Genomic DNA, 11,312 nt, shown 5'->3' on the forward strand with positions numbered 1-11,312 from the left:
CAGCCAGCCGGATCAATGAACTCCTACCCTGGATGATCGACCAGAAGTCCTGACGTCCTGCCCAAAACTAGGCCAACGGCCTCTGGCGGACGCTTACGCCGATCACCATCCAGAGGACGGTAACAAGCGCGCAGATGACCACACTTTGCATCATCATAGCCAAAACGTTCTTCTTGCGAACCATGCCACCGTAAAATAGGACAAGGCCGGGTATGGTCATCAGGAGCACCAATACGGAGCTGATCAACATCCAGGCAGTATCGCCCGCACTTAGCCCAGATTCTGCCGCTTTTGCAGGCATAGACAAGCCGATGAACGGGAGCGCCATTGCTCCCGAGACCCATAGACGTCGCTTCATTGCGACCAACTCCTTTTGTACCGCCCGTTTATCGGTGCGGATGAACCGTGTGACGAACCATGTCACGCACAAACCATGCCAGTCTAAAAATGCCAGCTGGACTCGTCAGCGCCACCATAAGTGCCGCTCTGGCAGGCGACTCCTACGACGACTGCGATCGAAGCTATAACAGCGACAATAGCGGCGCGCGGCGGACTAGTTGCGAAGCTTTGAACAGCGCCGGGTTTGCCGGAGGCTCAGACTCTTGAGAGGATGGGGCTACGGCGAAGCGGAAGGCGTCGAAGAAATATTCGGCAGAGGTTGGTCGCTGGAACTGACGCTGACGATGATAGGATCGAAGTTTTCCGCCTGCGCCAGCGCGACATCGCCTTGCTTGGCAAGCTCCAGGCTGGCGACGAACGTACTCGACCACGCAGAGCGTTTCCGCAATCGAGTTTCCGTTTGGGGTTGATCCATCTGCTGATTGGGTCCCGGCAACAACTGATCGAGGCTGAGCGCCTCTCCGCTTTCGGCCAGCAGTCGCATGATCCGGTCACGGGCTTCCGGAATACCATACAGGTCCAGCGCCGGCAGACGATAGATCGGCCGTGTATCGACGGCGTCGGTGGGATCATCGAACTGCTCCAGACACGCCCAGAGAAAGGCGATCATATCGACCTCGATCGAACCGCCGATCACGCTTCCGATCGCCTCGGATCGGCCACGGGCAAAAACATCACGCCCCAACTGCGGCCGCTGGTCCAGCCACGCGCCCAACGCCTGAATCTCTTGTAACACGACCAAACGGTCCCGCAGATCGGTCGCACGTCGTTCCGCCGCCTGTTGCGCCGGCGCATCCCTTGGCAAAAGCAGGTCAGACCGCAACAGCAAAATCCACGACGCCATCACCACCCAATCCGCCTGATGGCCCAACGGAATTGTCGCCCGCGCGCGTTCCAATCGATCAGCCAATTGGTCGATCAGTTCAGGTAAGCGGAGCGTCGACAGATCAATCTGATGCGCCCGTGCCTGGGCCAGCAGCAGGGCCAGCGATCCGTCGAACCCATCCAGCGTCAGATGCGGCGAGCTCCCCTCCCCTGCCCCGTCCACCGCGCCGGATGACCCATCCATAGTGGCGCTCAATCCGTTGAGATCGGCAGAAGCTGAAATTTCAGATCCGGCCAGGCCTCGGCAATGGCGATGAGTGCCGGTCGCGGAGAGGTCTCCGCCGTGAAGAACCCATAGCCGAGAACGCCATGACCGATCTTCTGCCGCCGCCCCGGCCCCGCGTCGGGGCGCACAATCACCTGCCGCGGCAGATCGCTGATCCCCCAGTGCCGGGACAACCAGGCCAGCGCCGTCGGATGGTCATGCCCGAGTGCCAAGATCGCTGGCGGGATCGGGACCAGGACCTGCAGATCGAATGGGCACGGGCGGCTGACCCCGATCCGGTCTCGTGCCCTGGCCTCGCGGGCCTCGATCCGATCGCGGAACTGACGGGCGAGAATACGGCAGCCCGCGACCGAAAGACTCCGCTGCCCGCCAGTGTGGCTCACCGCGCGGATAAAAATATCCTCCTCGATCGCCGCGCCATTGATCTCCCAGGGGTTTGCGGTCTGCGGTGCATCCGATCGGGACGGGCCAGACGGCCGACGTCCCCGCGGTTTCGGGAGCGGGGGCGGCAGAGGCTGCCGCGCCGGCGTGGTGACTGGTTCGACCGGATCAGGCTCGGTCTCCCACGGAAACCGCAGCGCCATCAGAGATCGAGCATGCCGGCCGGGCTGTCACTGACCAAACCGGCGCGCTGGACGTAGCCGCGCATCACGCTCTGGGTGCGGTGACGCGTGTGGCGCATGATATCCTCATCACGCACACCTTTGGCGTAAGCCTCTGTGATGAAGCCGACGCGCAGCGCGTGTGCGCTCAGGCGATCGAACCCCTCGATCACCAGACCGGCCATCTCGGCGCGATACGCCAGGATCCGGCGCACAGCATCCGGATGCATCCCGACATCCCCAATGGTGTCGCCGGTACTGATCCGGCGGAACAAGGGTCCTGACTTGCGGGTGGCGATCTCCATCCAGTCCTGGAACGCCCGCACCGGACAGGTCTCGACATGGCGGCCCCGCGGCACACCGATCTCAGCCCCCTCCCCTGCCTGATCGGTCTTGCCGCGCCGGATGCGGAGCCGTAGCCCGCGTGCGTCCTCGGCGATATCATCGACCTGCAGCGCCACCAGTTCCGAGCGGCGCAGCGCCGCGGCAAAGCCGATCAGCAGCAACGCACGATCGCGCCGGCCGCGCGCGGTGCGATCGCAGGTGGCGACCAGTTGGCGCAGCATCGACAGTGTTAATGCCGCCGCCTTCTGCACCGCGCGGCCGTGATTGCGGAGCGCGCCGCGCAGCGGGTGCTGGATATCGCCATGGGCGGGGTTCCACGGCAGATCATTGAACCGGTGCATCGTGCCGATCGCAGCCAGGCGCCGGCGGATCGTGGTGGGCGCATGAGAGCCGGCGAGGCTGGAGAGATACGCGCCCACCACGGCCGGGGTGGCCGGCACCGGGACAAAGCCGGTGCGGTCGCACCACGCGGCATAATGGGTCCAATCCGCCTTGTAGGCCCGTAGGGTCGCGGGCGAGACCGCCTGGCGCGCGAACGCCTGCGCCTGTGCCAGCGCCGCCTGGCCAGCCGGCGTCAGGGCCGGCGCGACCGCGATGCCTGGGTTTTCTGCGGGATCGGCCAGGATCTCACCGTCGAGAGCCCGACCAGATTCGGGATGTTGATCGACCATGATTCGACCGATAGGCCGGCGCTGAGACGATAGCAACCCAAATAATTGCACTACGCGCGATAATAGTGATTATCGCGCGTAGGTCGCTCCCTGTCATAGACAGCAGGCCCTCAGCTTGCGTCTGGTATAGAACTGCGTTCTATGTGAAAGCTATGGAAACGATCTCTGGGTCAGCTTTCGCCGCCCTGTTGAGCCAAGCAGACGTCAGCCAGGCCGGCTTCGCCCGCCTCAGCGGCGTCACTGCCCGCCAAGTCAACAATTGGTGCCGCTGGGCCACGATGCTCGCCCTCGCGCTGCGGGAACTCTCGGTCGAGGGACTCACGATCCTGTACGATGAGCTCGCGAATGCCGCAGCAAGGCCCCACTAAGGGCCGGCGGGCCCGACAATCTGACGTGCTACGGCGGGTATGCTGAACTCGGACAACCGCGCCCGACTCATTGATCGCAGAGATAACCCGGTACTCGTGCGGCCGGTTGCCGCACAACACGTGGCGGAGGTTACCATATCCTCGGGTCACAGCGTCATCGGCAGGTGGTGTAACCTGACGTCTGGAAATTCATTTGGGGTTGGGAGTTGGTGCCCTTGCCGGGGCATGCCCCGGCAAGGGCTGTTCATTCTGGTCTTCCATGCAGTTGTTCACACCAACATGGAGACCAATGAATGGACGCCAAAAAGGATACGATTATCGAGGCACTTTTGGAACATCTGATCGAAAACGGCGCAGGCGATATCGCCACGGTGTTTGCCAGGACCTTCGAACTCGCCATGCAGATCAAGCGCGAACGCTTCCTCCACGCCAGCCACTACGAGCGCAACCCCGATCGTCAGGGTTACGCCAATGGCTACAAGCCCAAGCGGATCGATGCCCCGGCCGGGTCGATCACCGTCGATGTCCCCAAAACCGCCGGTCACGTGGGCGAACCCTTCTACCCACAGTCCCTCGAACGCGGCCGACGCTCGGTCCGCGCCGTCATGCTCGCCGTCGCCGAAATGTATATCAAAGGCGTCTCTACCCGCGACGTCGAAGCCGTCATGCGCGAATTCGGCATCGAAAGCCTCTCTTCCGCCCAGGTCAGTCGCGCCAGCAAGCTGCTCGATGACGAACTCGCCGCCTGGCGCACCCGACCCCTCGCCGAGATCCGCTACCTCATCCTCGACGCCAGATATGAAAAAATGCGCGATAATGGCGTCGTCCGCGATGCCGCCGTGCTCTCGGCCATCGGCATCGGACCCGATGAACGCCGCCGTGTCCTCGGGGTCTCGGTCGCCCTTTCCGAGGCCGAAGTTCATTGGCGTGCCTTCCTCGAAAGCCTCCATCAGCGTGGCCTGCGCGGCGTCGAATTCATCGTCTCCGATGACCATGCCGGATTGCACGCCGCACGCCGCGCCGTGTTCGGCGCCGCACACTGGCAACGATGCCAATTCCACCTCGCCCAAAACGCCATCCACCACGCCCCCAACCACGCCATCCGCAAACGCATCGGCGCAGAACTCCGGACCGTCTGGAACGCCAATTCCCTCGCCGCGGCCCAGATCGCACTCACAACCCTCGTCAATGCCTATCGCGACACCGCACCAAAGCTCGCCGATTGGCTCGAACGAAATATCCCCGAAGGCCTCACCGCCTTCACGCTGCCAGAACCCCACCAGCGCCGACTTCGCACCTCCAACCCCATGGAACGCGGCATCCAGCAAGAACTCAAACGCCGCACCACCAAAATCAGGGTCTTCCCCAACGAAGCCTCCCTCGAACGCCTCGTCAGCGCCGTCCTCGTCGAAATCGATGAAAAATGGGCCGCCGACACCAAGGGCTACATCAAGTGGGACTACCAGGATGCCTGACCCCCGCTCGCCCTATTTTCCAGACATCAGGTTGCTCAATCCCAAGCCCATGGTGGCACCCCTCCCCCCCCTCGCGACCGGTGAAGTTAATTTCGACCGCAACCTGCGCCGCAACAGCCGGAGGCCCCAGGTAGTTAGGCGCCATACGGTGCGCCGGCGCCTTAACCATCCGGCCGCAACTGATCGATGGTCCCGAGGGGTACGTATGGATTGCAATCTACGGCATATTTATGCGGCCAAGGCTGCCTACACCGGTGTGTCTTTCACTACTTCACCATCAACCAGCGTATGGTCCATCGCTGATACACCTGCACCATAAAGATGGAGCGATGCTGCACCACGAACGGCCATCGCGTTCTCTATCTCGACGCAGATCAGGAAAAACATAGCGCTGCCAGTAGCGCAATTAGGATGTTGCAAATACCTAGTCCGCCGGGGACAGCAGAGTGGTTGGTGCTTTTTTAGTTACCAGACAACCGTCAATCACAGTTTGGCCAATAAGCTAGAGCACCGTCTTATGCGCGTGAGGGCTCGCTGGCCGCCGAGCAGACCGTTTCCCACGTATGACCGCTTTGCTACATTCAGGATTAGCGGCGGACTCTGTCGTGCCCGGGGCGCTCCTGATGTGACTGACGCCCAAACGTGACCGCCCGCCCCTGACCAGCATAAACGCCGACAGAGGTACACTCCTCGTCGGTGAGCATAGCTAGGGCTACGGCGTGAAAGCCGTAACGCTGACATGCGTATGGGGGAATGTGACGGCTGCAGAAATCCCAGGTTGACCCCACCAGCACCATCCAACTGGCAAACTCCGAGTTATCCCGACGACCGCTGGCGCTATTGTGAGATGTTGCAGGTGAGATATCGATGTCGCCGCCGCGGCTTTGATGATGACAACCTTAATTAAAGTGAAAATTGATCTGAGCTCCAGCCGGCGACTCGATTCGAAAGCTTCTGTGTGTGCACGTAACCCCGAACTTTTGGCGATCCTTTCGAAGGTCGCGCGCTCAGCGAAATAATGTAGATCCTTTGGCGGCCCGCCCCTCTCATCTTGATTGGATGGTGCGGACAACGAAAGCTGCCGCAACCATTCATTGGTCGCACCTCCCGTTCGGCACCACGAACCAAGGCGAACGCAGGCGTCATCGAGAGGGTGTTTATAGTCCGCGTTGTTTGCATTGACTCTGGTCACCGACCGGGCTGTTCGCTCAGGAACTGACGCAGCCAATTCCGAGCGTCAAGGCGGCTGCATTAGTGTTTCACGCGTGAAACTTTCAGTTCGGCCTCATGAGGCCGTCCCGTGTTCAGCTCGTCGCTGTCGGAAAACGACTCAAATTATGTTGGACCGACTCGGACAAGATGACCTAGAGCGACAACGTGTCCTGGTGCGCTCCTTTTAGTCGTTCTAGGTGCTGTTGAACTTCTTCTTGCCTTTTTTCTGAAAAGGTTGTTCATTCCAGACAATTCTAATGACTTAGCGATATGTCTTAAATCTGATTGAGAGAACAATGTCTGAACCGGGTGCAGAAGTTACTCAAATCGACCACCTTGCCCAGTCCGGAGAACGGATGGTTGAGAGGCTTCGCAAGCACGCATTTCTTCCTGACCGGAGAAAGTCGCTGAATCTAAAGTTCGGAATTATGGAGGCCGCCCAACTTCTGGGGTGCTCGCCCAACCGAATCAGACTGGCAGAAGAAGATGGAAGACTATCACCGCCATCCGAAGGTGAAAAAGGACGACGACTCGGATATAGCATCGACGATATCCTGCATATGCGAGAGGTACTAGATGCATCACCTCGGCGGGGGTCAAAAGACCGCGCAGCCATCATCGCGGTTCAAAACTTTAAGGGCGGTGTTGGAAAATCCACAATCACTACGCATCTTTCGCATTATCTGGCTGTCCAAGGATATCGCGTCCTTGTTGTCGACTGTGACAGTCAAGCAACAACAACAACGCTATTCGGGCTCAATCCCCATTTTCAGATACCTCAGGAAGCCACCCTATATCCCTATCTTGCCCTTGAGGCGACACAGGACGATTTGGGTTATGCAATACATCGCACCCCATGGCCAAACGTCGACCTTATCCCCAGTTGCCTTCAACTATTCGACGTAGAATATGAACTTGCAGCAGCGGGAGCAACTGGAGAAAGCGTGATCTCCGCCCGTTTCAGAAAACTACGAGAAGGACTCCAAAAAGCGTCAGAAAATTATGACGTGGTCATTCTCGATCCGCCTCCAGCACTTGGTACCATCAGCTTGGCTGTTATGCAGGCCGCTACGTCTATTCTCGTTCCCTTAGCGGCAACGACGCCAGATTTTTGCTCGACTGTTCAGTTTCTCTCCATGATGAGCCAAGTGTTGGCTCAGTTACGTCAGGTAGGCTTCGAGACCAACTACGATTTTGTTCGCCTTATTTGCTCGCGCCACGATGTAAATGATCCATCACAGACAATGGTGCTCAAAGTGATGGAAGAGGCATTTGGTGCGAGCCTGCTACCAAACGCAGTTCTAGATTCGGCCGAAATCAGCCATGCGGCACTGCGAATGATGACCGTCTATGAACTCGAAAAGCCCGTAGGCACCGCACGGACCCATAAACGGTGCCGCTCAAATATGGATAGCGTCATGGCACAAGTTGAACACCTTATCCGCAGACCTTGGAATCGTGCGCAACCTTCCTTTCCGGATGAGCAACTCAATGTCGCGTAGTCCACAGAAGAGTTATCTAGATCGGCTACTAAAGCCAGAGTCTACCTCCGGGACCGAGTTAGAGAGCCGACCTACAGAAGGCGTTGGAACGCCGCTCTTGACGCGCTCCAACTCCTTAGAACGCATTGCTTCTGGAGAACTGAAGCAGGTTACACAGATCCGCGTTGATCCGAATCGGTGTCGCATCTGGGAGGGCAACGGCAGAAATTACGGCACCCTCAACTATGCCCGCTGTGAAGATTTAATTCTTTCTATGATTGCCGAGGGCGGCCAGAAAGTTCCCGCCCTCGTCCGTAAGCTTAAGAACGATCCACATCACGATTACGAAGTGATTTATGGGACACGCCGGCACTGGGCCACATCTTGGCTTCGAACAAACAACTACCCGGATTTTGTCTTTTTAGCAGAGGTCCGTGATGTCGACGATGAAGCAGCCTTTCGATTGGCTGACCTGGAAAACCGCGCCAGAGTCGATATATCCGAATTCGAACGGGCTAGGAATTATGCGATGGCCTTGCCGCTCCATTACGACAATCGGCAGTCGAAGATGGCGGAGCGCCTCAATATCTCAAAGGGACTGCTTTCAAAGATGATTGCGTTCGCCAACATCAGCGACAGCATCCTTGGCGCATTCACGGCTGTTAATGAAATTAGCCTGAGACAAGGCTACGGGCTTGCGCAGGCCACCTCGGAAGAATTTTCTAGGGATAGAGCCGTCCAAGAGGCTCGGAAAATCACCGAAGAGAATCATACTCTGGTTCAAGAAGGGAAGGGGGGAGTTCCAACCGCTACTGTTCTGGCAAGGATACTCAAGGCGGCGAGCGGGCAAGGTGAGATGCCTACAGAACCGCGTCGATTCCTTTACCAAGGAAAACCAGTATTGACGTTGCTTGGTGAAAATCGAAGTGGGTTGCGCTTCCAAATTCATGCAGGGACTGATGCAGACCTTGATGTCATTCTGGAGTACGTGACAAACATAATAAAAGCCTCCGGTCTGGCGTCGGTAAAACATGACTAATTGTCCTGGGATCCTGGGTTACATGTACGGTCCTTCCTTTAAGGCGGTGCCTACGTATCTAATTCGGCTCATTATGGCACGCATACACCAGGGTGTTCCTAATAGTTTCACGCGTGAAACATCACAACAACCGAGGTTGGCTGAGCACGCTGTTATCTGGGTAGTTCCAGAGCCGTTAAAACCAAAAGTTCAGACCGAGCAACTACCGAAAAACGCTCAAGGTCGAGTATTCGTACTGAAAGAGAGAGGCCGCGATATGGAGACTTAATCACCCGTCCCGAAAAATGAAAAGCCCGCCTTGCCGGGCGGGCTTTCCGTTTAATCGCAACAGCCTCAGGCTGCCAGAGAAGTCCTGAAATCTCTGAATAGCATCTGAGTGCGAATCCGACAAGCTCGAATTGCCGTTCGGGTGTTTGTGGAAACGCTTTGTTCGTTGCGATCCCGCATCATATGGAGGATCATAATGGACACCGGAAACCGGATGTCAGTGTGCGGCCGTCACACGGCGCATGGACTTCGCAAAATAACACCACCAATGCTTCAAACAATGAAGAATTCTGGGGAACACACATTCATCTCCGAAATGCTCCCAGGACAGGTCCTAGCGATCTTTAAAGCAGCCGCACCCTATCTCGGGATACGCCCAAACGTCGTGCATGCCGTCGATTGGCTATTTCGATTCACCAATCCACTAGACTGGCAGCCATCGTCACGGCCTATCGTTTGGCCCTCTGCCGCAATGCAGCAGGAGGCTATGGGCTTAGGTGCGAGCCAAGTGAAAAACCTGAACCGCCACTTGGTCGAGCTCGGGCTTGTCGTGATGAAGGATAGCCCGAACGGTAAGCGATACGGTCGACGTGGGCCTCAGGGTAGAATTATCGAGGCCTATGGTTTCGATCTGTCACCAATCGCTGGCCGCTTTGCCGAGTTCCAGGCGATCGCACAAGCGGGCAGAGAGGAGCGAACCCGTGTGTCTGCTCTTAAGCGCCGGACTACGATCGCTCGAAACGGTATCCGCCAGCTACTTCAGACTGCGGACGAGCAGGGAATCACCGGCGAAGAGTGGGAGGCCTACTGTAGCGCCGCGACAATGGCTTCACGTGGTGTCGCCAGTCGAAGGAATTCCGACGAAATGGAGAAGGCCTTAGCGACGTTGGAAGCGGTGCAGTGCGAGATGCGTCAATATCTCGAAAAGACCTTTAATAGACAGGCAAAAGCACCACCATCTGTGTCTGAGTCATCTGTGGATATTGACCCCAAGGAGCCGGAAAATTGGCCCCATATTACAACTACAAAATATCTTATAAATCCAAAGGATACTGTAATTGCTCAGGAGGAAATAAAAGTTGCGGCGTTGGCAGAACCAACCACATCTCAACCAACTAAACGGGAGAAGACAATCACCAGATCTCGCGGTATTAAAAATTCCCATGGAGCCGCAACAACTATTCAAACCGACCCGGAGTCATTTCTCAAGATAACACCTACCGAATTGATGAAACTCGCACCACGAATGAAGCCATATCTACGTGATACAATGCCACGATGGGCTGAGATTGTTGATGCTGCTGACTGGCTGCGGGAGGAACTTGGAATATCGAAATCTATTTGGGGCGATGCCTGCCTGGCAATGGGACGAGAGCAGGCAGCAATCGCTATCGCTATCGTTTCGGCAAAACCACAAAGCCACTTCCGCCGCAGCCCAGGGGCATATTTCAACGGCATGGTCTCACGGGCAAAAAAAGGTGAACTTCATCTCGCACGAACGATCTGGGGGATGCGTGCCCAACACTAACCGTCGAGCCAAAAAGGCTCACGAAACAAGAGTGGCGATGTCCTGCGATGCTCCAGGAATGACGAGCTCATTGGACACGTCCAAAAGTGCCTGCCAATCTGCAACGCCAACCATATTCCTAATGACGTAGTGTCCGGATAAGAACACGGATAGGTGTTTTTGATGAGTTTACATCTCGCGTACGTAAACCAAACTTTTGTGTCCGAACCACGTTTTGAGCAAAGTGGGAGGAGGGGAGGGGGTAATCTTGAACGGTCGCGACCATCGTGACGGTAGCATTCGTGATCTGAGGCAAACAGAACGCGTGGCACCAACCGAGGTTGATGCGCATGGGAGGGATATCCCGGACGCTGAAACCGACCAGCCATTATGCATCCTGAAAAATGTGTTTGGCCTGCCTGGTTTCAGGGGTGAGCAGCAGCCGATCATTGAGCACATCATCGATGGTGGCGACGCCATCGTTCTGATGCCGACCGGTGGAGGTAAGTCCCTGTGCTACCAGATCCCCGCCATCTGTCGTCTGGGCGTTGGCATTGTGGTCTCGCCTCTCATTGCGCTCATGCGCAATCAGGTCGACATCCTCCGCCAACTCGGTGTGCGAGTCGCGACGCTGAACTCGTCGTTGACCGGTAGCGAACGGCAGAAGGCCAAGGCGGCGTTGCGAGACGGGAAGCTCGATCTCCTTTATGTCGCGCCCGAACGGCTTATGATGCCAGACTTCCTCGATATGCTTGACGGCGCCCAGATCGCCCTGATCGCAATCGACGAGGCCCATTGTGTCAGCCAGTGGGGTCATGACTTTCGGCCTGAATAT

Annotated in this window: 10 protein-coding genes and 1 pseudogene; 6 read left to right on the forward strand and 5 right to left on the reverse strand. The window is 57.4% G+C overall.

Going from position 1 to position 11,312, the window contains the following annotated elements; translation table 11 throughout:
- Positions 1 to 88 precede the first annotated feature (88 nt).
- The 4 genes and pseudogenes from B7X49_RS17040 to B7X49_RS17055 form a co-directional block, all read right to left on the reverse strand.
- Positions 89 to 358: pseudogene (locus B7X49_RS17040) on the reverse strand (ammonia channel protein); the annotation flags it as partial.
- Between the two features lie 258 nt (positions 359 to 616).
- The gene (locus B7X49_RS17045; protein WP_286840346.1) at positions 617 to 1,297 is read right to left on the reverse strand and encodes a hypothetical protein; all 681 of its coding nucleotides are present in this window, start codon (positions 1,295 to 1,297) and stop codon (positions 617 to 619) included.
- 179 nt (positions 1,298 to 1,476) lie between these two features.
- The gene (locus tag B7X49_RS17050; RefSeq protein ID WP_286840348.1) at positions 1,477 to 2,094 is read right to left on the reverse strand and encodes a hypothetical protein; all 618 of its coding nucleotides are present in this window, start codon (positions 2,092 to 2,094) and stop codon (positions 1,477 to 1,479) included.
- Positions 2,094 to 3,128 carry a tyrosine-type recombinase/integrase gene (locus B7X49_RS17055; RefSeq protein ID WP_286840349.1) on the reverse strand — a complete coding sequence of 345 codons (1,035 nt, stop codon included), beginning with the start codon at positions 3,126 to 3,128 and terminating at the stop codon, positions 2,094 to 2,096. The genes B7X49_RS17050 and B7X49_RS17055 overlap by 1 nt, the downstream gene beginning before the upstream one ends.
- Positions 3,129 to 3,316: 188 nt before the next feature.
- Between B7X49_RS17055 and B7X49_RS17060 the strand changes: the two genes are divergently transcribed.
- Together B7X49_RS17060 and B7X49_RS17065 are read left to right on the forward strand one after the other, a co-directional pair.
- Entirely contained in the window at positions 3,317 to 3,496 is a 180-nt protein-coding gene (locus B7X49_RS17060; protein ID WP_286840351.1) for a hypothetical protein, read from the forward strand.
- A gap of 293 nt (positions 3,497 to 3,789) precedes the next feature.
- On the forward strand, positions 3,790 to 4,971 hold the full coding sequence (locus B7X49_RS17065; RefSeq protein WP_286840353.1) for an IS256 family transposase: 1,182 nt from the start codon (positions 3,790 to 3,792) through the stop codon (positions 4,969 to 4,971).
- Between the two features lie 246 nt (positions 4,972 to 5,217).
- Here the strand turns inward: B7X49_RS17065 and B7X49_RS17070 are convergent, their stop codons facing one another.
- Positions 5,218 to 5,358, reverse strand: coding sequence for a hypothetical protein (locus B7X49_RS17070; protein WP_286704652.1), 141 nt, complete (start codon positions 5,356 to 5,358; stop codon positions 5,218 to 5,220).
- Between the two features lie 1,121 nt (positions 5,359 to 6,479).
- On the opposite strand from B7X49_RS17070, the gene B7X49_RS17075 reads away from it, so the two are divergent.
- The 4 genes from B7X49_RS17075 to B7X49_RS17090 all read left to right on the forward strand — a co-directional run.
- Positions 6,480 to 7,685 (forward strand): AAA family ATPase, encoded by a 1,206-nt coding sequence (locus B7X49_RS17075; protein ID WP_286704651.1) that lies wholly within the window; start codon positions 6,480 to 6,482, stop codon positions 7,683 to 7,685.
- Between the two features lie 97 nt (positions 7,686 to 7,782).
- Positions 7,783 to 8,703 (forward strand): ParB/RepB/Spo0J family partition protein, encoded by a 921-nt coding sequence (locus B7X49_RS17080; RefSeq protein ID WP_286704650.1) that lies wholly within the window; start codon positions 7,783 to 7,785, stop codon positions 8,701 to 8,703.
- 463 nt (positions 8,704 to 9,166) lie between these two features.
- The gene (gene repC, locus B7X49_RS17085; RefSeq protein ID WP_286704649.1) at positions 9,167 to 10,498 is read left to right on the forward strand and encodes a plasmid replication protein RepC; all 1,332 of its coding nucleotides are present in this window, start codon (positions 9,167 to 9,169) and stop codon (positions 10,496 to 10,498) included.
- Positions 10,499 to 10,838: 340 nt separating this feature from the next.
- Positions 10,839 to 11,312, forward strand: a 474-nt coding sequence (locus tag B7X49_RS17090; protein ID WP_286840356.1) for a DEAD/DEAH box helicase, incomplete at its 3' end; no start/stop codon positions are given.

The sequence above is a fragment of the Acidiphilium sp. 34-64-41 genome (assembly GCF_002282635.1).
Taxonomy (GTDB): Bacteria; Pseudomonadota; Alphaproteobacteria; order Acetobacterales; family Acetobacteraceae; genus Acidiphilium; species Acidiphilium rubrum.

What these genes read in the sequence shown, in the direction of transcription:
- B7X49_RS17050 (WP_286840348.1), bottom strand. Translation starts at nt 2,094, where the DNA reads ATGGCGCTGCGGTTTCCGTGGGAGACCGAGCCTGATCCGGTCGAACCA.
- B7X49_RS17055 (WP_286840349.1), bottom strand. Translation starts at nt 3,128, where the DNA reads ATGGTCGATCAACATCCCGAATCTGGTCGGGCTCTCGACGGTGAGATC.
- B7X49_RS17065 (WP_286840353.1), top strand. Translation starts at nt 3,790, where the DNA reads ATGGACGCCAAAAAGGATACGATTATCGAGGCACTTTTGGAACATCTG.
- B7X49_RS17070 (WP_286704652.1), bottom strand. Translation starts at nt 5,358, where the DNA reads ATGTTTTTCCTGATCTGCGTCGAGATAGAGAACGCGATGGCCGTTCGT.
- B7X49_RS17075 (WP_286704651.1), top strand. Translation starts at nt 6,480, where the DNA reads ATGTCTGAACCGGGTGCAGAAGTTACTCAAATCGACCACCTTGCCCAG.
- repC (WP_286704649.1), top strand. Translation starts at nt 9,167, where the DNA reads ATGGACACCGGAAACCGGATGTCAGTGTGCGGCCGTCACACGGCGCAT.